Source organism: Lacunisphaera limnophila (genome assembly GCF_001746835.1).
In the GTDB taxonomy this organism is placed as follows: domain Bacteria; phylum Verrucomicrobiota; class Verrucomicrobiia; order Opitutales; family Opitutaceae; genus Lacunisphaera; species Lacunisphaera limnophila.
In genome coordinates, this window is record NZ_CP016094.1 from 4,144,988 (window position 1) to 4,163,697 (window position 18,710).

General features: G+C 65.7%; 18 protein-coding genes. 8 read left to right on the plus strand and 10 right to left on the minus strand.

The genetic code is table 11. The features are described 5' to 3' along the window. Positions 1-118 precede the first annotated feature (118 nt). Entirely contained in the window at positions 119-1,165 is a 1,047-nt protein-coding gene (locus Verru16B_RS17445) for a DUF4365 domain-containing protein (RefSeq protein WP_069963480.1), read from the minus strand. A 428-nt stretch (positions 1,166-1,593) separates the two neighbouring features. Beyond that, positions 1,594-2,892: a Gfo/Idh/MocA family protein gene (locus tag Verru16B_RS17450; RefSeq protein ID WP_069963481.1), complete on the minus strand. Its 1,299-nt coding sequence runs from the start codon at positions 2,890-2,892 to the stop codon at positions 1,594-1,596. Positions 2,893-3,101: 209 nt separating this feature from the next. Between Verru16B_RS17450 and Verru16B_RS17455 the strand changes: the two genes are divergently transcribed. Next, entirely contained in the window at positions 3,102-4,397 is a 1,296-nt protein-coding gene (locus Verru16B_RS17455; RefSeq protein WP_069963482.1) for a DNA polymerase Y family protein, read from the plus strand. 70 nt (positions 4,398-4,467) lie between these two features. Here the strand turns inward: Verru16B_RS17455 and Verru16B_RS17460 are convergent, their stop codons facing one another. Beyond that, positions 4,468-5,481, minus strand: a complete 1,014-nt coding sequence (locus Verru16B_RS17460) for an arabinose ABC transporter substrate-binding protein (RefSeq protein WP_069963483.1) — start codon at positions 5,479-5,481, stop codon at positions 4,468-4,470. 126 nt (positions 5,482-5,607) lie between these two features. Between Verru16B_RS17460 and Verru16B_RS17465 the strand changes: the two genes are divergently transcribed. Then, positions 5,608-5,913: a gamma-butyrobetaine hydroxylase-like domain-containing protein gene (locus Verru16B_RS17465; RefSeq protein ID WP_069963484.1), complete on the plus strand. Its 306-nt coding sequence runs from the start codon at positions 5,608-5,610 to the stop codon at positions 5,911-5,913. A gap of 27 nt (positions 5,914-5,940) precedes the next feature. Here the strand turns inward: Verru16B_RS17465 and lpxA are convergent, their stop codons facing one another. Beyond that, positions 5,941-6,726, minus strand: coding sequence for an acyl-ACP--UDP-N-acetylglucosamine O-acyltransferase (gene lpxA, locus Verru16B_RS17470; RefSeq protein ID WP_069963485.1), 786 nt, complete (start codon positions 6,724-6,726; stop codon positions 5,941-5,943). A 4-nt stretch (positions 6,727-6,730) separates the two neighbouring features. Continuing rightward, the gene (locus Verru16B_RS17475) at positions 6,731-8,062 is read right to left on the minus strand and encodes a bifunctional UDP-3-O-[3-hydroxymyristoyl] N-acetylglucosamine deacetylase/3-hydroxyacyl-ACP dehydratase (RefSeq protein WP_069963486.1); all 1,332 of its coding nucleotides are present in this window, start codon (positions 8,060-8,062) and stop codon (positions 6,731-6,733) included. 214 nt (positions 8,063-8,276) lie between these two features. Here Verru16B_RS17475 and efp point away from each other — a divergent pair, with 214 nt between their 5' ends. Beyond that, positions 8,277-8,834, plus strand: a complete 558-nt coding sequence (gene efp, locus Verru16B_RS17480; RefSeq protein WP_069963487.1) for an elongation factor P — start codon at positions 8,277-8,279, stop codon at positions 8,832-8,834. A 136-nt stretch (positions 8,835-8,970) separates the two neighbouring features. Here the strand turns inward: efp and can are convergent, their stop codons facing one another. After that, positions 8,971-9,615, minus strand: a complete 645-nt coding sequence (can, locus tag Verru16B_RS17485) for a carbonate dehydratase (protein ID WP_069963488.1) — start codon at positions 9,613-9,615, stop codon at positions 8,971-8,973. A gap of 119 nt (positions 9,616-9,734) precedes the next feature. Between can and Verru16B_RS17490 the strand changes: the two genes are divergently transcribed. From Verru16B_RS17490 to Verru16B_RS17510, 5 genes are all read left to right on the plus strand, one after another. After that, positions 9,735-10,586, plus strand: a complete 852-nt coding sequence (locus Verru16B_RS17490) for an FkbM family methyltransferase (protein WP_157772521.1) — start codon at positions 9,735-9,737, stop codon at positions 10,584-10,586. 41 nt (positions 10,587-10,627) lie between these two features. After that, positions 10,628-11,101 (plus strand): VOC family protein, encoded by a 474-nt coding sequence (locus tag Verru16B_RS17495; protein WP_083270462.1) that lies wholly within the window; start codon positions 10,628-10,630, stop codon positions 11,099-11,101. A 39-nt stretch (positions 11,102-11,140) separates the two neighbouring features. Then, a complete protein-coding gene (locus Verru16B_RS17500) occupies positions 11,141-12,025 on the plus strand; it encodes a phosphorylase family protein (RefSeq protein ID WP_069963490.1) in 885 nt (294 codons plus the stop codon). Between the two features lie 92 nt (positions 12,026-12,117). Next, positions 12,118-12,921 (plus strand): methyltransferase domain-containing protein, encoded by an 804-nt coding sequence (locus tag Verru16B_RS17505; protein WP_069963491.1) that lies wholly within the window; start codon positions 12,118-12,120, stop codon positions 12,919-12,921. A 65-nt stretch (positions 12,922-12,986) separates the two neighbouring features. Next, on the plus strand, positions 12,987-14,888 hold the full coding sequence (locus Verru16B_RS17510; RefSeq protein ID WP_069963492.1) for a tetratricopeptide repeat protein: 1,902 nt from the start codon (positions 12,987-12,989) through the stop codon (positions 14,886-14,888). Between the two features lie 9 nt (positions 14,889-14,897). On the opposite strand, the gene Verru16B_RS17515 is transcribed toward Verru16B_RS17510, so the two are convergent. The 4 genes from Verru16B_RS17515 to Verru16B_RS17530 form a co-directional block, all read right to left on the minus strand. After that, positions 14,898-15,629 (minus strand): membrane or secreted protein, encoded by a 732-nt coding sequence (locus Verru16B_RS17515; RefSeq protein WP_157772522.1) that lies wholly within the window; start codon positions 15,627-15,629, stop codon positions 14,898-14,900. A gap of 70 nt (positions 15,630-15,699) precedes the next feature. After that, the gene (locus tag Verru16B_RS17520; RefSeq protein ID WP_083270464.1) at positions 15,700-16,776 is read right to left on the minus strand and encodes a glycoside hydrolase family 43 protein; all 1,077 of its coding nucleotides are present in this window, start codon (positions 16,774-16,776) and stop codon (positions 15,700-15,702) included. Between the two features lie 70 nt (positions 16,777-16,846). After that, the gene (locus tag Verru16B_RS17525) at positions 16,847-17,281 is read right to left on the minus strand and encodes a hypothetical protein (RefSeq protein WP_157772523.1); all 435 of its coding nucleotides are present in this window, start codon (positions 17,279-17,281) and stop codon (positions 16,847-16,849) included. A 51-nt stretch (positions 17,282-17,332) separates the two neighbouring features. Then, positions 17,333-18,604 carry a class I SAM-dependent rRNA methyltransferase gene (locus Verru16B_RS17530; protein ID WP_083270465.1) on the minus strand — a complete coding sequence of 424 codons (1,272 nt, stop codon included), beginning with the start codon at positions 18,602-18,604 and terminating at the stop codon, positions 17,333-17,335. Positions 18,605-18,710: the final 106 nt, after the last annotated feature.

Below are 18,710 nucleotides of genomic sequence, written 5' to 3' on the forward strand. Positions count from 1 at the left end.
ACGAAGGGCCTTCCCGTTACTGGAGACCGAGAAAATGATCCCTTCGACCAAGCGTTTTGCCAAGTCGATGTGACCGCGCGATTGTCATTAACACGTTTCGGCGCGAATATCGGCGCAATCAGACCGGATACAGGTAGTCAAGGAGCGCCGACGGGCCCCGATTCATAAGTTTGTCCAACACATCGTATTCCTCCGTGGTGGCCAGGCGAAAGCCAAAGGCCCGGAATTCGCGAGCGGCTTCCTGCAGCCCCAGCTCACTCACGTTGGGGAAAGCCTCCTGCAATGTGCAAAAAAAGGCCGGGCATGGATTCTTCTTCCCGGCGTATCGCTCCGGTAGCTTGAGCTGAGAAATGTGCTTCGGGAAGTAACGATAGAGCCGGCTCAAAACATTGATTCCAGTCCGAGAATAGGTTTCATCCCGCCAGATAAGCCGGTCAATTTGCTCGACGGTGAAGCGATCTCCAAAGATTTCGGCCAACCGGAACAGTAGTTCGACGATCTTGTTGCCCTTGGGTGTGCCCCAAATCTCCAAGCCCATGGCGACAGCCCGGTCGATCACAGCCCCGATTGGAAAAGGATCGGGCAAGGGTCCGACTTCCACCAAGAGATCCGTCAGGGTGGTCAGCATCTTCGCGTTATCCTGCCGGGATGCGGCGCGGACGGTATCCGAGAGACTCAAAACCAGTTGTTCATGGGTTTCGCCGCGCGCCATTTGCTGTAGTTCGCCCGTCAGCCCGCGACGAAAATCGTGCGCTGACGGGATCCATACGGTAATGGATTCGGGAAGATCCTGAAAGCGGACGCCTTCCTGCCGCTGCGAAAGCCACCAACGTTGAACCCAGAGATACCAGGCGCGCTCCTTACTGCGGTCCATCCAGACCAGGACTAGCGGAATACGAAGATTTTCACCGATGTGAACGAGGTCCTTGGGAAGTTGGCAGGCCACCCGGCCCTGCTTTTGAGTGGCAGTTGTGGTGGATTTGACCTGCAGCTTGATGAGTTCTCCGGCGACCGCTGGAATCGCTAACTCGAGTTCAATATCCATCCCAAAATCATGCTGCACCTGGTGGCGCACTATCCAGTTTTCGGACGCCTCAGCCACCCAAACAGCCGAAGCCTCGGCTTTTGCACCAACGGCTTGTTGCTGACTTCTCGTCTTAGCCATGATGTTTGAAATTTTGTCGCGCCGGGGAGATGACTACAAGCCTGCCCTACTCAACTTCCTTCAGGATGCGCAGGATCTGCTCTTACCCGGCACGCAATCTTGCAAGGTATGGACGTATCCCTCATTGGCGCTCGCGGTCGCCTAAGAGCCATCCACTTTGCAACGTTTATTTTACAATTAGCCTACGCTCTCCGCAAGGTATCGGGGTGAGTAAGTTGTCTCACCTGTTAATTCGTAAGCCTCAGTTAACTCCCCCCTTACGGCCGAGTGGCTGGTCTTTAGATCCCCAGTGGCCGTGAGGATCGGCCTGAGTAGCAGTTTTCGACAATATTCCGCGCCACTTTCGACCCAAACCCACCGCCCGGCTGGCCCAGCCAGCGGCGGCCAGCCGGCCCGCACCGGCCGGGCCGGGCGGGCGGGGTCGTGACTCAGACCAGCGGGGTCTCGCCGGGGACCGGTACCTTCACCGCGGGGGCATCGCCGAAGGCGTAGGCCGCGGGCGTGAGGTCGAGCTTCGAGTTGGCGAGCAACCAGCCGTAGCTGACCTCGCGGCCCGTGTAGGCGGACATGCGGCCGAGGATGGCGGTCAGCGTGGACTCGGCGACCTGCTTGCCCTCGTTGAGCGGCGTGCCGGCGCGAATACTGCGGATCAGGTCGATGTGCTCCTGATCGTAGGGATTCACGAGCTGGCCGGAGTATTTCCACGGCTGCTCGCCGCGGATCGTGCCCGACGGATCGGCCGAGCCCTTCGTGCCGGTGAGACGCTCGCTGACGCGCGTCGAGGTGCCGGGCACCTGGCGGCACATGCTCTGCACCCGCGCGCCGTTGGCGTATTCAAACTCGATGGCGAAATGATCCCAGGCATCGCCGTACTTCGCGTCGGTGCGGCTCTGGCGCCCGCCCATGCCGTAGGCCTTCACCGGGGGGCCGCCGAAGGCCCAGTTCATCACGTCGATGTTGTGCATGTGCTGCTCGACGATGTGATCGCCGCTCAGCCAGGTAAAATAGAGCCAGTTGCGCATCTGGTATTCCATCTCCGTCCACTCCGGCTTGCGGCCGTTGTGCCAGAGGCCCTCCTGCATCCAGTAGCAGGAGCCGCCGGTGAGCTCGCCGATGGCACCGTCCTTGATCCGGGCCATGGTCTCGAGGTAATCCGCCGAGTGCCGGCGCTGCGTGCCGGCGACGATCGCGAGCTTCTTTTGCGCGGCGATTTCCGCCACGCGGATGACCAGCCGGGCGCCCATGGGATCCACGGCCACGGGCTTCTCCATGAACACGTGCAACCCCGCATCGACGGCCGCCTGCAGGTGCAGCGGGCGGAACTGCGGCGGCGTGACCAGGAGCACCAGATCGATGCCGGAGGCCATCACCTGCTTGTAGGCGTCAAAGCCGGTGAAACAGCGCTCGCGCGTCACGGCAAACTGATCGGCGGGCAGCGGGGCCCGGCCCTCGCCCTTTCCCCCCTGGGTGAATTCCTTCATCGCCCCGTCCACGCGGTCGGCGAAGGCGTCGCCGAGGGCCACGAGCTGGACCGAGGGGTCGGCCGCGAGGCAGTTGCGCACGGCGCCCATGCCGCGGCCGCCGCAGCCGACGAGCCCGACGCGGATGCGGTCGGAACCGGCGGCGAAGACCGGCGTGAGGGAACCGAGCAACGGGAGAAGCGAGGCGGCGGCACCGGTCTTGAGGAACTGGCGGCGCGAATAACCGGAGAACGAGGGGACATTCATGACGGAGGGGGTTGACGGTGGGGCGACGCCGGGGGGCGACGCGTTATCCGAGGGGTGCGATCAGTCCATGAATTTCCCGCCCGGGCGCAAACCTGTTCACCCGAAAGGCCAAGCGATGCGCAGTGATTGCTAACCCGCGAGACGACCGGCCCGCCGAATCCGCCGACTCGCCCCTTGCCACGCCGCGTTTCCGGGCGATTTTCAGGGTCGTGCCGCTGCGCTACCTCACCCTCGATTTCAATTCCTTCTTCGCTTCGGTGGAGCAGCAGGAACGGCCGGAGCTCCGCGGCCGGCCGGTCGGCATCGTGCCGGTGATGGCCGAGACGACCGGTTGCGTGGCGATCAGCCTCGAGGCCAAGGCCGCGGGCCTCACCCGCAACGCCCGCGTGTCCGACGCCCGCCAGCTCTGTCCCGGCATCGTCATCGTCGAGGCCCGCCCCGAAACCTACATTCAGTACCACCGGGCCCTCGCGGCGGTCATCAAGACCCACGTCCCCGAGACCAAGATGCAGTCGATCGACGAAATGACCGCCCGGCTGCACGCATTCCTGAACCGCACGCAGGCGGAGCAACTGGCCCGGGAGATCAAGGCCGACATCGCGCGCCAAGTCGGTCCCCTCCTCCGCAGTTCCATCGGCATCGCCCCGACCTGGCTGCTCGCCAAGGTGGCCTCGGACATGCAGAAACCCGACGGGCTCGTAATCCTCGATGACGAGGATATCCCCGGGAAGCTCCTGCACCTGAAGCCGGGTGACATCGCCGGCATCGGCCCCAACATCCAGCGTCGCCTCGAGGAACATGGCATCACCACCATGGCGCAGCTTTATGCCGCCAACGTGCACGAATTCCGCGGCATCTGGGGCGGCGTCCGCGGCGAGCAGGTCTGGCGCCTCCTGCATGGCGAGGATCTCGACTACTTCGAGCAGCGGGAAGGCCAGACCATCGGCCACGGCCAGGTGCTGCCTCCGGCCAAACGCAACCACGCCGACGCCCTCGCCGGACTGCACCGCCTGCTGCAGAAGGCCGCGATGCGGCTGCGCCATTCCCAGTATTTTGCCGGGGCGCTGCACGTGTCGGTCGACTACGCCGACGAGGCCCACTGGTCGGACGAGATGCAGCTGACCGAGACCCAGGACACGCTGCGCCTGACGCACGCGCTCAACGAGATCTGTCGCCGGCGCCCGGAGAAATTCAACCGCCGCAAGCCACTGCGCATCGGCGTGCACCTCACCGCGCTCATCGACACCAAGCTGCACACCCCGGACCTGTTCGAGGAGCGGACGGAGCAGACGCGTGGCAAGCTCTTCGAGGCGGTGGATCACCTCAACAAGGTCCTCGGCAAGAACACCGTTTACTTGGGTGGCGCCCACGGTGCCACGAAGGACGCCCCGATGCGAATTGCGTTCACGCGCATCCCCGAGCCCGAGATCGAGGAGATCGACCGCAGCTACGAGGGACGCCTGAAAAAGAAAACACCCCCGCCGAAGGAGCCGGAGGTGTGGTGAGGGGGATTTAATGTAGCCTGGCTCGCTGAGCCCGGTCCGGGGTCAGCGACCCCGGTTACAGCTGTTGCCCTCAATCGATGATCCCTTCCTTCCGCAGCACCTGTTCGAAATTTTCGCGGGTGATCAGGATGCCGCTGGTGCGGGTGTCGGCCGGCGGGACGGTGCCGTCCTTGATCCAATGATAGAGCATCTCGGCGGTCTGGAAGCCCTCCTGCGGGGCGGAGACGAGCATCGAGCCGTGGAAGCCGGTGGGCTTCGCCTTGCGCAACTCGTCGATGCAGTCGGTGCCGTTGATGCCGATGCCGATCACGTTCTCCGCGGTGAAGCCGCGGCCCTCGGTCGCGCGGATGGCGCCGAGCACGGCGTTGTCGTTCATGCCGAGGACGAGCCAGCGCTTCACGTCCGGGTGCTGGGTGAGCAGGATGTTGGCGGCATCGAGGCTGCCCGGGATGTCGGTGGTCTTTTGCGGTGCCTTGAAAATGCGGTCGGCCGGAAACCCCGCGGCCCGGAGGGCGGCGATGGAGGCGTCGGTGCGCTCGCGCGCGGTGTCGAGTTCCTCGAAGGTGATGGCGCACACAGCGGTCTCCGCCACCGGCCAGCCGCGGCGCTGCATCTCCGCGTAAAGCGCCTCGCCCTGTGCGGCGCCGATCTTGCTGGCCGACATGCCGAGGTAGGGCACCTCGGTCATGAACTTGCCGTCGGCCGACACGAACTGGTCGTCCACGGTGATGAGCTTGAGCCCCTTGAGTTTCGCGCGCGCCGCGATGGCGGGCCCGAGGCGGACATCGGGCGTGCAGATCACGAAACCCTGCGCCCCGCCGGCCACGAGGCTGTCGATGGCGGTCATGACCTTCTCGCCGTCGGTCACGCCGAGCTTCACCACCTCGAAACCGTACTGCTTCGCGGCCGCATCGGCACCCTTCCATTCGAACTGGAACCAGGGTTCCTCGGGCTGCTTCACCAGGAAACCGATCTTGATCTTCGCCGGCGCGGAGGCGGGCGCGGGCGTGGCGGTTTGTTTGCTGCAACCGGCCAGCAGACCGGCGCTCAGGAGGATCAGGACCAGTGGGGCGGGGATTTTCATGGGGTATGCGCCCCGGTGATAGGCCGGGCGCACGGCGCGGGCAAGCCCACACGCCCGGCCCCGGGCCCGGGTCCCGCGATCGGGCTTCCCTTTATCCGCGGGATGCCGCTAGCTGCAGGCCTCGCCATGCCCTCCCCTGTTGACGTGCAACTCATCGGCCCCGAGGTCGCCATCCGCTGGGATGACGGCCAGGAAAGCTACATCACCTTCGCCACGCTGCGGGCGGCTTCGCCGAGCGCGGAGGTCAAGGGCGAGCGCGACATCTTCGGCACGGTCTATGGCGGCGAAGCCCCGCGGGACTACCGCGGCGTCGAGGTGACCGGCTGGGAACGCGTGGGCAACTACGCGATCCGCTTCGATTTCAGCGACGGCCACCGCACGGGGCTGTATGCCTACGAGCTGTTGCGGAAGCTGGGGGAAGCCCCGAAGTAGGACCGGGCTTTGACCGGCCCTACCCGCTCACTTCCCCGCCACGACCCCGCGTTCGCTCTTCGTGACGAAATTCAGGAAGTGCTGGAACTCCGGCGCGCTCGCCAGTTTGTGCTGGCGCATGTGCTCGAAAGCCTGGGTGCGGTTGTAGCCCGAGCGGTAGAAGAGCCGGAAGGCCTGCTTGATCGCGTCGAGCTGCTCCACCGTGAATTCATGGCGCTCGAGGCCGACCTTGTTGATGGAGCGGGCGATGGCGGCGTTGCCGTCGGCGATGATGTAGGGCGGCACGTCCTGCACGACCTTCGACATGGCGCCGAGCATGGAGTGGCTGCCGACGCGGCAGAACTGGTGCACGCCGGAACCCCAGCCGATGTTGACATGGTCCTCCACGACCACATGCCCGGCCAGCGCGGACTGCGCGCTCATCACGAGGTGGTGGCCGACGATGCAGTCGTGGGCGATGTGGCTGTAGGCCAGCATCACGTTGTCGTCGCCCATCCGCGTGTAGTCGGCCTCGTTGGTGGCGCCGTGCACGCTGACGTACTCGCGGAAAACATTGCGGTCGCCCACGACGAGACCGGGCTCGCCGCCCTTGTACTTCAGGTCGTGGGTCTTGGTGCCGACGCAGGAGAACGGGAAGATCTCGCACTGCCGCCCGATGGTGGTGCGGCCCTCGACGTTGGCGTGGTGGTGCAGGACGGTGCCGTCGCCGATCACCGCCTTGCCGCCGACGAAGGCGTAGGCGCCGATGATGACATCCTCGCCCAGCTGCGCACCGGGCTCGATGATGGCCGTGGGATGGATCTGTTGGGCCATGGCGTCAGTCCACGTCGGCGTTGTTGACCACGGCAAACATCAGGTCGGCGGAGGATACCGCCTGGCCGCCGACCGTGCACTCGGCCTCGGCGCAGGCGACGGTGCCACGCACGCGGGTGAGCTTGACCTTGATGTTGAGCTGGTCGCCGGGACGCACAGGTTTGCGCCACTTGACCTTGTCGCAGCTCATGAAGAGCGCGGTCTTGCCCTCGATGCTGGCGCGGCGCAGCAGCAGGATGCCGGCGGCCTGCGCCATGGCCTCGAGCTGCATGACGCCGGGCATGACAGGATTGCCGGGATAATGGCCCTGGAAAAACGGCTCGTTGATCGTGACGTTCTTGATCGCGGTGAGGGTATCCTCCCCCAGTTCGACCACGCGGTCGATCATGACAAACGGGTAACGGTGCGGCACCGTGTCGAGGATGCGGCGGATGTCGAGCGACGACTCGGTGGCGATCTCGGCGCGGGGGGTGGCAGGCTTGGCAGGTTTCTTGCCCCCCTTCTTCCACGCCTCGTATTTCTCGAACAGCGCCTTGGTCAGCTCGGCGTTGGCCGCGTGGCCGGGCCGCGTGGCGACGATGTGCGCCTTCAGCGGGATGCCGAGCAGCACGATGTCGCCGATGATATCGAGGATCTTGTGGCGCACGAACTCATCGGCGAAGCGCAGCGGCTCCTTGGAGATGATCTTGTCGCCCTTGATGACCACGGCGCAGTCGAGGCTGCCGCCCTTGATCTTGCCCAGCTTGATGAGTTCCTCGATGTCCTCGTAGATCGTGAAGGTGCGGGCGGCGGCGACCTGGGTGATGTAGCTGTCGGGATCGATGACCAGCGACAGGTGCTGGGTGTGGATTCCGCGGTCATCCGCGCTGGTGCAGGTGATCTTGAGGCCGTCGAAGGGCAGCGCGATGATCGAGGAGTTGCCGCGGGAGATCGAGACGGTCTCGGTCACGGCGAAGTACTCGCGATCGGCGTCCTGTTCGACCGGCTCACCCTGCTGGATCAACTTCACGAACTCGCGGGCGGAACCGTCCAGGATCGGCGGCTCGCTGGCATCGATCTCGATCAGGAGGTTGTCGATGCCGCAGCCACTCAGGGCGCTGAGCACGTGCTCGACGGTGTGGAGCTTGGCGTGGCCGACCTGAATGGTCGTGGCGCGCACCAGGTCGGTGACCTGGTCCACCCGCGGCTTGAGCTCGGGATGGCCGTGCAGGTCCATGCGTTTGAACACGATCCCGTGGTTGGCCGGGGCGGGCTTGAAAGTCATATGCACGGCGTCTCCGGTGTGCAGGGCATTGCCCTTGATGGAGACCTCGCGCAAAAGGGTGCGCTGCTTCATGGGTATGGCGCGCAGTGTCGGAAGCCCCTTGGAAATGACAAGCTTGGAGATGCAAATGACCGGCGGCGAACCCCCGGAAGTCGTTCGGGAGCACCTTAAGCAGCCAGCGCCGGGCGCGGGCGCCACCTTTGTCCGAGACCGCTGTTGACAGCCCCGAAAGCCGCTGGGTATTCCTGTACCCTTACTAAACCAGAACCCCCGAACCGAATCCGTCATGCCCGCAGCCAACGACCTCCGCAAAGGCCAAGTCATCAAGTTCAACGGTGAGCCCCACCTCATCATGGAGACCCAGCACCGGACCCCGGGCAATCTCCGGGCCTTCGTGCAGGTGAAAATGCGCAACCTGCGCTACGGCAAGTCGCTGGAACAGCGCTTCAATTCCCCCGATCCCGTCGAGGTCCTCCCGACCGACCGTCGCACCCTGGAGTTCAGCTACGCCGACCGCGACAGCTTCTCGTTCATGGATCCGGAAACCTTCGAGACCTTCGAGCTGAACGCCGCCATGATCGGCGACGCCAAGTATTACCTGGTGGCCAACGGCAAGGCCGAGGTGCTCTTCATCAACGAGGCCCCCGTCACCATCGACATCCCCTCCTCCGTGACCCTCAAGATCACCGAGAGCTCCGAGGGCATCAAGGGCGACACCGCCTCCAACGTCCAGAAGCCCGCCACGTGCGAGACCGGCCTGGTCGTCCAGGTCCCCCTCTTCATCAAGGCCGGCGAGATCATCAAGGTCAGCACCGCCGACGGTTCCTACCTCGGCCGCGCCTGAGGCGAGGTGGTAAACCCATCTCAAATTTAAAATTTGAGATCTGAAATTTCAAAACCCGCGGCCGACGCCGCGGGTTTTTTTACGCCCGGAAGGGGAACGCGGCCGCCGGACACACTGGTTTGCGCCGACTCGGCGTCTACTCCAGCGCCGCGACCGCGGTCTTGTACACCGCCGAGGCTTCCTCCGCGCTGCTGGCGGTGGTCTTGAGGTCACGCAGCAGGCCGTCCTGCAGGCCGTAGACCCAGCCGTGCACGGTGACTTCCTGCCCGCGCGCCCAGGCATCCTGGAGCACGGTGGTGGCGCAGACGTTGGCGACCTGCTCGATGACATTCAGCTCGCACAGGCGGGCGCTCCGGGCGGTGTCGTCGGGCAGGCGGCAAAGGCAGTCCTCGTGTTTGACCTTCACATCCTGCACGTGGCGGAGCCAGTTGTCGGCCAGGCCGACGCGCTGGCAGCGCATGACGGTGTTCACGCCGCCGCAGCCATAGTGGCCGACCACCATGATGTGCTTCACCTTGAGCATATCCACGGCGAACTGGATGACGGAAAGGGCGTTCAGGTCGGCGTGGACGACGACGTTGGCGATATTGCGGTGGACGAAGACCTCGCCGGGCAGGAGCCCGATGATCTCGTTGGCCGGCACCCGCGAATCCGAGCAACCGATCCAGAGGTATTCCGGGCTCTGCTGACGGGAGAGTTTGGAGAAAAATTCCGGGTCCCGCCGCTTGATCGACTCGGCCCATGCTTGGTTCTGTTCGAAGAGGTTGTTCAGACTTGGCATGCGGGCGCGATGCTTGGCATGCCCCGGGCCATGTCCATCTCGGAATACCCGCTGCTATCGCCCGGCAGGCAAAAGTTGACCCCGCCGGATCGGCCGCCGACCCTGAGCCCGACGCCAGCATGCGCACGCTCAAGCCTATCCTGACATTTCTGCGTCCGTTCGTCGATCGGATGCCCCTGCTTGCCAATGGTTATCGCCGTTGGCGGGATCGCCGCCTACTTCACCAGACCCCGGTGATGACCCCGTTCGGATTTCGCTTGGTGGGTCATGCCGAAATGCAAGCCGGCCGGTTTGAACCCGCCGAGACGGTGCTCATCCGCGAGTTGCTGGCTGCTACCGATATCCTCCTGAACGTCGGCGCAAACATCGGCTACTATTGCTGTCATGCCCGCCAGTTGGGCCGAACTGTGCTGGCCTTCGAGCCAATGCCTACCAACCTCGAGTACTTGCGTCGTAACTTGGCCGCCAATCGATGGTCGGAGGATGTTGAGATATTTCCACTGGCCGCGTCGAACCGCAGTGGCGAGATCGAGATCTTCGGGGGTGCAACCGGGGCCTCCCTCATCCAGGGATGGGCTGGAACACCTGCACACTACGTGACGCGGGTCCAATGCGCAACGCTCGATGACACCGTGGCTGACCGGCTGGCCGGCCGTCGTGTCCTGGTGGTCATGGATATCGAGGGAGCGGAACTTTGGGCCCTGCAGGGTGCCCGCCGGCTGCTCCGCAGCCGGCCTCAGCCGGTCTGGGTCGTGGAAATTTCCGTGGGCGAACACCAGCCAGCCGGGTGCATTGTCAACCCGCACCTGGCAGCCACTTTTGCGATCTTTTGGGACCTAGGGTATGAGGCTTGGACCGCGACCGCCACGCCCCGGCGCGTCACCCCCGCCGAGGTCGCAGCGATCGCTGGCGGCGGACCCGACACGCTCGGCACACACAATTTCCTGTTCCGCCCCTCACCCGTTGCCTGAACCCGTTCGCCTGCTCGGCTGGGCGATTGCCTCTCCTCTCCATGAAAATCCCATCCGTCGGCCTTTTGACCCTGCTCGGTCTCACCGCCACCGCCCTCCCCTGCCCCGCGTCCGCCGCGGATGTGGCGGCTGTCAGCCCCCGCATCAACCACATCGCCTGCTACGTGGCCGACCTGAAGATCAGCACTGATTTCTACGAGAAGGTCATCGGCTTGCCGACGATCCCCGAGCCCTTCAAGGACGGACGCCACACTTGGTTCCTCATCGGGCCGAAGACCCATCTCCACCTCATCTCCGGCGCCAAGGTCAGCCTGCCGAAGGACAAGAATACCCACCTGTGCTTCACGGTGCCTTCCGTCACCGACTTCATCGTCCGCCTGCAGCAGGCCGGCGTGCCCTACGAAAACTGGGCCGGCGAGAAAATGGCCGTGACCAACCGCGTGGACGGCGTGAAGCAGATCTATTTCCAAGACCCCGACGGCTACTGGCTCGAGATCAATGACGCCCGGGACTAAGCCCGCGCGCCGTGGCATTGCCCCTGCTCAGGCGGGGGCATGAAACTGCCCGCCCTCCTGCTGCTCCTCTCGCTTCCCGGTCTCCTGCTTGCCGCCCCCCCGCCCCCGGCGCGGGTCGCCGTCATCGGCGGCACCTACCTGAACGACATCATGCTGGATTCCGGCTGGCTGAAGCAGGAATTCACGATCGAGACCAAGGCCGGCCCCTCCCCCGTGATCCACTACGGCGAGGTGGACGGCGTCCCCTTCTACTTCATCGACGGCCACGGCCGCGGCAAGTGGGTGGCCACCTGGCTGGCGCTCCACGAGCTCGGCGTGAAGGAGGCCATCGGCGGCGCGACCGCCGGCGGCATCAACCTCGCCATGAAGACCCGGGACTTCGTCGTCCCGCACGACGTGATCGATTTCAACACCGACCGCCCGAAGATGATCCCGCCGGGTTCGCTGGGTGACGAGGGGTTTGTGCTCGCCCGCCTCACGCCCGCCGTCGACCCCCTGATCCACCGGATCCTCGTGGAGGAATCCCGCGCCGTGCTGCGCCCCGACCGGAGCTTCGATGACATTAATATCCACGAAAAGGGCGTCGTCGTGCAGGCCGCCGGCGGCCGCTTCGAGAGCGCGGCCGAGATCGCCTACTTCAAGCAGATCGGCGGCGACGTCGTGACGATGAACGTCGGCACCGAGATTTCCTACGCGCGCCAGGTTGGTATCAACTACGCCTGCCTGATCATCATTTCCAACCCCGCCGAGGGCATCGCCCCCTGGGGCTGGGATTCCCTGACCGGCGTGTACCAGAAGCTCAACCCCGCTGCGCTGCAGATCGTCCGCCGCAGCCTCCCCCGTCTGGCCGCGCTGCCCGCCACCGGCCGCGTGGGCGAGGGCCTGCGCGTGCATCCCGAGATGACGGCCAAGCCGCAGAAATAGCGCCGAGAGGGGGGGCCGGGACGCGAATCCGGCCGGGCCGGTGCAAACGATTCGCCAAGGCCGGGTTTCTGCCCAAACTTCGCGCCTACGCCATGCCCCTCGTCTGCCCCCATTGCCGCGGAGTCCTGAGCCCGGCTGATCGCACTTACCGCTGCCCACAGGGCCACAGCTTCGATCTCGCCAAGGAAGGCTATCTTTCGCTGCTGCATGGACGGCAGAAGGGCGCGGGCCGGGGCGACACGCGGGACATGATCCTGGCGCGCGATCGCGTGCACCGGGCGGGGGTTTTTGACCCGCTGGTGGCGGCCCTGGCCGCCCTTCCGCTCGCGGCACCCCGCGCCCGTTTGCTGGAGCTGGGCTGCGGCGAGGGATTTTTCCTTGGTCATGTCGGCCGGTCGCATCAGTACGCCACCTCCTACGGCTTGGACCTCTCGGTCGACGCGGTGAAGCTCGCCGCCCGGACCCTGAAAACCGCCCGGATCCTGCGCGCCGACCTGCTTCACCCCCTGCCCTTCGCCGACGGCAGCCTCGATCTGGTGCAGTCGATCTTCGCCCCGCGGCCCCTCACGGAAATCACCCGCGTCCTCCGCCCCGGTGGCCAGGCCCTGTTCGTTTATCCCCAGGCCCATCACTGGGGCGAGCTTCGCGCCTTTTTGCCGTTGGCCGGCATCGGTGACGACAAGCTTCCCGCCGCCGATCTCGGCGGCTTCGTCCGCGCGGCTTCGCTGGAGGTCCGCGAATCCCGCGAGCTTCCGCACGCCCTGCTGGTGGACCTCGTGGCCATGTCCCCGTCGATCCACCGCCTGACCCGCGACGGCACGGATTGGCCCGGCCTCCTGCCCGCCCGCCTGACCGCCACGCTCTCGGTGCACGTGGCGTTGTTCACGAAGCCTTAGGTTTTGCGGACGCTCCGCCTCCGTCACCCTTGTCCTTCCGCGTCCCACGCCTAGCCCCTGAGGCCATGAACGGAACTTCCTCGCGGGCATTCGCCGCGGTGATCGTGCTCGCCGTCCTGCTCGCCTGGTCGGGCGCGGGCCGCGGCCCGTTCGTCTTCGACGACCATGAGGCGATCGTCAACAACCCCACGATCCGGGATTGGGGGTCGCTGCATTGGCTGTTCCCGCCGGCCACGGCCGGCGAGACGGTGAGCGGTCGTCCCGTCCTGAATTTCACCTTCGCGCTGAATCACGCCCTCGGCGGACTCGATCCCCGCAGCTATCACCTCGTCAACCTCGGCATCCACGCGCTGGCGGCCTTGCTGGTTTTCGGCGTGGTGCGGCGCACCTTTCTCCGCCACCCGCCCGCGGGAGACATTACCTCAGCGGATACGCTGGCCGCCGCCGCAGCCCTCCTGTGGGCGGTGCACCCGTTGCAGACCGCCGCCGTGACCTATGTCGCCCAGCGCGCGGAATCCCTCGCCGGCCTCTGGTTCCTGGCCTCGCTCTATGGGTTCATCCGCGCCGGCGAACCCGGTGCGTCCCGCGCCCGCTGGGGCACCGTGAGCGTGCTAGCCTGCCTGCTGGGTGTCGGCACCAAGGAAACCATCGTAGTCCTGCCTTTCGTCGCCGCGATCTGGGACCGCGCTTTCGCCGCCGGCTCTTGGCGGGAGGTTTGGAATCGGAACGGCCAGCTCCTCCTGCTGCTGGCCACGTGCTGGCTGCCCCTCGCGGGCCTCGTCCTCGCCCACGACGGTCGCGGTGCCTCCGCTGGCTGGGCGACGACCGTGACCCCTTGGTCCTACCTGATCACTCAGGCGGCCGCGATCCCACACTACCTTCGCCTGATGGTCTGGCCGACGGCCCTCGTTTTCGACTACGGCACCCCGGTGGTGGGGGGCTTTACCGAGGTCTGGGGCCGGATGCTGGTCCTCGCTCTCGCTTTCGGCTTTTTCGTCTGGGCAATCTGGCGCGGCCGGTGGTGGGGTTTTCTCGGCCTGGCCTTTTTCGCGATGCTCGCCCCGAGTTCGAGCCTCGTGCCGGTGGCCACGCAGACGATGGCCGAGCACCGGGTTTACTTGGCGTTGTTGCCAGTTATCGTGGCCTTGCTGGTGGGCGTCCATCGGCTAATCAGGCGCTGGCCCCTGGCCCTGCGGGTCACCCTGATCGCCGCACTGGTCGGGGTGCTCGGCACCGCCACCTGGCAGCGCAACCGCACCTATCAATCTGCCCGCGCGCTTTGGCAGGATACGGCTGACCGCCGGCCCGACAACGCCCGCGCCTTCAACAATCTCGGCCAGGCCCTCGCCCTCGAGGGCCAGCCGGCCGCCGCAATCGCGGCCTACAACCGCGCGCTCGCCCTCGCCCCGGATCATGCCTTCGCCCACGGTAACCTCGGGGCGCTGCTGCTCGCTGCGGGCCGCCTCGCCGAGGCGCTCGCACACTTGACCCGAGCCGTCGCGCTCGACCCCGCCTTCACCAACGCCCGGTTCAACCTCGCCGATGGCCTCGCCCGCCAAGGCCGGCGCGACGAAGCCATCCTCCACCTGCGCACCCTGCTGGCGCAGGATGCGACCGCCCTAGACGCCCGACTGAAGCTGGCCGGCCTCCTCCCCCCGGAAGAGGTCGAGGCAGCCCTGCGCGAGGCGGAGAAGCACTCACCCGGTTCGGCCGACGTGGCCTACGCGCTGGGGAGTTACCACGTGCAACGCCGCAACCTGTCCGCCGCCCTCCAGGCCTTCGCCCTCGCCGTCGAGCGCGACCCGAGCCACTGGGAGGCGCTGACGAATCTCGGCAACTGCCTGCTCATGGCCGGCCGGCCCACCGAGGCCATTGCCCGCTACGAAGCCGTCCTCCGCCTCCGCCCCGACGACCGACAGGTGCGCGAGAACCTCGCCCTTGCCCGGGAGCTGCAGCGGAAGCCGTAGCGCCCGCGATCAGGGCGCTGACACGAGCCTCGACCAGATTTCGTAAATGGGCTCGCCGCGGGAACTCCGTCCCTGGTGGTGCCAGTCCCCTTCCTGCACCTTCCCCTGGAAATCCAGCTTCGCTCCCACCCGGCTGGGGTCGCGCGAGAAAAACTCGATCGTCTCCGTGTAGACGCCATCCACAAAACCGTAACGGCCGCCGCCCGTGCCGGAGAATTCACCGGTCTCGATGTTCATCGCGACCCATTGGAAGCGGGAACCCGTCAGCACCTTCAGCGTCCGCCGCGCCGCCAGCGGCATGGCCTGGAACTGGCCGTCGCGCTGCCGGGCGCTGATGCGCCACACGCCGGTGAGATCACCCGGGCTCTCGCCGATCCGCTGCCAGACTTCCTCCTCGGCGTCGTCGAACCGCAGCCGGAGCTCCGTCCCGACCCGCTCCCCGACGAGGCCGACGGTCCGGCCAACCCGCGAGGGTTCCGCGGAATCAAAGTGGATCAAGGCCGTCGCGCCGGAGTCCGAGAATTCCACGGGCCCGCCGAGGGTCCGGTGAAACCGCGGGTTCGCCCGCTCGTAGGTCGTGTGGGTGAAATACCCGTCGACGATCAGCAACACGCGCTCCGTGTCCCCGTCCGTCCCCCGCCAGGCCCCGACCCAGGCGCCCCCGGCCGCCGCGGGATCGGCATGCCCGGACGTGAGCAGCAGGGCTGACAGCAACCACAGGAGTCGGCAGGCGCATTTCATGGTGGGGACAGGCTGGCCGGAACCCTAACGATCGGCGCGGCGCTGGCAACTTTCTGCCGGCGGCCACCCCTCACGGCAACGGACGCGGGGCCACCCCCTGCACGGTCATGACCACCGGCTGGATGGTGCCATCCGCGTTGAAATGCAGATGCTCCAGGGCGAGCTCACGGTGATTGCCATTCTCCGTGCCGAGCGGGCGGCGGTGATAGGCGATGTACCAGTCGTCGGTGCCAGGCAGGTTGAGAACCGAATGATGCCCGGCTCCGCGCGCCACCGTGTTGTCCTGTTCCAGAATCTTGCCCACCCGACGGAACGGCCCGAGGGGCGAAGGGCCCATGGCATAGGCGACGCAATAGTCCGGCCCGGTCCAGTCACCCTCGGACCACATCAGGTAATACACGCCCCGGCGCTTCACCATGAACGAACCTTCGACATAGGCGGGGTCGGGCGTGATCTCCTTGTAGACCTCGCCGTCGGGAAAAGGGAGGAGGCTCAAAAGGTCCGGGGCCAGGCGCACGACATTGGCGTGCTTCCAGCCGCCGTAGTACAGATAGATTTCCCCGTCATCGTCCTTGAACACCATCTGGTCGATCGGTTGGGCCCCGTGATGAATCTGCCCGATCAGCGGGCGGCCCAGCGCATCGCGGTACGGACCGTGCGGGTGGTCGGCGACGGCCACGCCGATGCCGCCCAGCTGGGTGTTGTCCTTGATGTCGTTGGCCCCGAAGAACAGGTAATAAGCCCCCTGATGCGCGATGACCGAAGGCGCCCAGACGGCATAGGCCGCCCAGGCGACATCCTTGATCTCGAGCACGAAGTCATGCCGCGTCCAGTGGACCAGGTCCTCCGACGAAAACGCGTCCAGGAAGGTCTGCGGCAGGAACGGCGGATAGATGCCCTTGGCACGCTGCTGCGTCTGGCTCGGGGAGTATTCCGTGCGGCCGCGTGGCTCGCCGTGGTGGTCGGAGTACGTGGGAAACAGCCAGTAGCGCCCCTCGAAAATATGCATCTCCGGGTCGGCATACCAGCCCGGCACGACCGGATTTTCCGCCTGCGCCAAGCCGAAGCCGAGACACAGGGCGCAGGTGGCGATAAACGGGCAAAATAACCGGGTTGAATTCCGGCGGGGGCGTTGACCGTCACTCATTGCCAGTGTTGATGGCGAACCTCGCCAGCCCCGGCAAACCCCATCCGCGAGGAATCGCGAAACGCGTGGATCAAGCCGGCACCTGGCCCGCCGCGGGCGCCTTCTCCGGCGTGGCCGGCGCGTCCTTGAGCCAGCGCAGCGCCGGTTCCAGTTCGGTAAAGACCTGCATCTGCAGAGCGGGGTTTTGATTGATCAGCTGCATCATGCGCGCCATGCCGAAGGCCACCGGTTGATGGCACACCGAGGCGATGCGGCACGAGTTGGGCACTTTGACCGACCGCAGCCTGTTCCCGTGAATGTGCATGGCATCAAAGCGCAGGGATGTGCTCGTGACCTCCTCAAAGGTGTGCAGGACGTTCGGGGCCCGGCCAATCTGCCGTCCGATCCGCGGCATTTCCGCGCTCAGGAATTCCAGGTCCTGATTGACGAGTTCCCCATGCCAAACCACGTGCACGTACTCGGGCAATAGCTGGATGCGAATAGGCATGACAGGAACGGCTGCCATGAAGCTAAATCAATCGCCCAGCGTCGCAAGGGAATTGCGTTGAGCCCGCGCTCACACCACCCGCGCCCACAGCAGCTTGAGGTAACGGCTCTCGAGACAGTTCGAATACACCGGATGGTCCACGCCGGGACCGGTACGGTCGAAGATCTGCAAGCGGCGGCCGAGGCGGTGCACACCCTTGATCACGCAACCTTCGAAATCCTCCAGCGACACAAGGCCGGAGCACGAGCAGGTGACAAACAGTCCGCCAGGTTTCACGAGGCTGGCCGCGATGGTGTTCAGGTCGGCGTATTTCCGCATGCCCTCGGCGGCAAAGGCCGGATCGCGCGTCATGACGAACTTCGGCGGGTCGCACAGCACGGCGTCAAACTGCTCGCCGTTCTTCTGCATCTGCCGCGCGTAAGCGAAGGCGTCGGTGTGCACCCACTTGAGCTTGTTCGGAGAAACTTGGTTCAGGTTCGCATTGCGCCGGCCCTGCGCGATGACCTTCTCGTCGAGGTCCACCGCCGTCACCTCGGCCGCGCCGCCGAGGATGGCGTTGATGGAGAAACCGCCCGTGTAGCTGCACAGGTCGAGCACCCGCAGGTCCTTCACGAGCTGACCGAAGCGTTTCCGGTTGTCGCGCTGGTCGCAGAAGAAACCCGTCTTGTGCCCCTCGGCGAAATCCACCTCGTACTTCACGTCGCCCTCGCGGATCCGCACCTTGTCGGGGGCGGACGCGGTGATCTCCTTCATCTGCGAGGGCTTGATGCCCTCGAGGCTGCCGAGGTCGTGATCCACGTGCACGCGCACGTGCTTTGTGCCCAGCAGCTCGTGCAACAACGGCAGCCATTTCGGCAGGCGCAGGAAGATGCCCAGCGAATACACGTCGCAATAGAGGGTGTCGGCGTACCGGTCGATCGTCAGGCCGCTCACACCATCGCCGTCGGAATTGAGCACCCGGTAGGCGTTCGTGGTCGCGTCGAGCTTGAACATCTCCCGGCGCAAGGCCACGGCCCGGCGGATCGCCGTTTCGAAATACTCCTCGCCCATCGGCTGGTCGGTGTGGACCACCACCCGCAGCGGCATCTTGGCCCGCGGATTGAAGAGCCCGATGCCCACGCGGTGGCCGAACTTGTCGTACACGTTGACCAGGTCGCCCGGCCGGGCGTCCCGCGACACCTCGCCGAGCATGCGCGGGAAGATGGCCGGCTGGAAGCTGACGAACTTCAGCTGCGCCCAGGGCTTCTGCCACTGGGATTGGGGGATGGGATCGCCCTTCGGCGGGCGGATCGGGTCGATCGGGGCCTTCGGGTTTTCCAGTTCGGCGTCTTCGGCTTCCATTCAGCCCCTAGCAAGGCGGCCGGCCCGCCAAGGGCGAATCTTTTGTAGGGCGGGGTCGCCGTACACCCCAAGGCGCCGGCCCGCCTGCTGCGCGACCGGCTTTGGC

What these genes read in the sequence shown, in the direction of transcription:
- Verru16B_RS17445 (WP_069963480.1), bottom strand. Translation starts at nt 1,165, where the DNA reads ATGGCTAAGACGAGAAGTCAGCAACAAGCCGTTGGTGCAAAAGCCGAG.
- Verru16B_RS17450 (WP_069963481.1), bottom strand. Translation starts at nt 2,892, where the DNA reads ATGAATGTCCCCTCGTTCTCCGGTTATTCGCGCCGCCAGTTCCTCAAG.
- Verru16B_RS17460 (WP_069963483.1), bottom strand. Translation starts at nt 5,481, where the DNA reads ATGAAAATCCCCGCCCCACTGGTCCTGATCCTCCTGAGCGCCGGTCTG.
- Verru16B_RS17465 (WP_069963484.1), top strand. Translation starts at nt 5,608, where the DNA reads ATGCCCTCCCCTGTTGACGTGCAACTCATCGGCCCCGAGGTCGCCATC.
- lpxA (WP_069963485.1), bottom strand. Translation starts at nt 6,726, where the DNA reads ATGGCCCAACAGATCCATCCCACGGCCATCATCGAGCCCGGTGCGCAG.
- Verru16B_RS17475 (WP_069963486.1), bottom strand. Translation starts at nt 8,062, where the DNA reads ATGAAGCAGCGCACCCTTTTGCGCGAGGTCTCCATCAAGGGCAATGCC.
- efp (WP_069963487.1), top strand. Translation starts at nt 8,277, where the DNA reads ATGCCCGCAGCCAACGACCTCCGCAAAGGCCAAGTCATCAAGTTCAAC.
- can (WP_069963488.1), bottom strand. Translation starts at nt 9,615, where the DNA reads ATGCCAAGTCTGAACAACCTCTTCGAACAGAACCAAGCATGGGCCGAG.
- Verru16B_RS17490 (WP_157772521.1), top strand. Translation starts at nt 9,735, where the DNA reads ATGCGCACGCTCAAGCCTATCCTGACATTTCTGCGTCCGTTCGTCGAT.
- Verru16B_RS17495 (WP_083270462.1), top strand. Translation starts at nt 10,628, where the DNA reads ATGAAAATCCCATCCGTCGGCCTTTTGACCCTGCTCGGTCTCACCGCC.
- Verru16B_RS17500 (WP_069963490.1), top strand. Translation starts at nt 11,141, where the DNA reads ATGAAACTGCCCGCCCTCCTGCTGCTCCTCTCGCTTCCCGGTCTCCTG.
- Verru16B_RS17505 (WP_069963491.1), top strand. Translation starts at nt 12,118, where the DNA reads ATGCCCCTCGTCTGCCCCCATTGCCGCGGAGTCCTGAGCCCGGCTGAT.
- Verru16B_RS17510 (WP_069963492.1), top strand. Translation starts at nt 12,987, where the DNA reads ATGAACGGAACTTCCTCGCGGGCATTCGCCGCGGTGATCGTGCTCGCC.
- Verru16B_RS17515 (WP_157772522.1), bottom strand. Translation starts at nt 15,629, where the DNA reads ATGAAATGCGCCTGCCGACTCCTGTGGTTGCTGTCAGCCCTGCTGCTC.
- Verru16B_RS17520 (WP_083270464.1), bottom strand. Translation starts at nt 16,776, where the DNA reads ATGAGTGACGGTCAACGCCCCCGCCGGAATTCAACCCGGTTATTTTGC.
- Verru16B_RS17525 (WP_157772523.1), bottom strand. Translation starts at nt 17,281, where the DNA reads ATGGCAGCCGTTCCTGTCATGCCTATTCGCATCCAGCTATTGCCCGAG.
- Verru16B_RS17530 (WP_083270465.1), bottom strand. Translation starts at nt 18,604, where the DNA reads ATGGAAGCCGAAGACGCCGAACTGGAAAACCCGAAGGCCCCGATCGAC.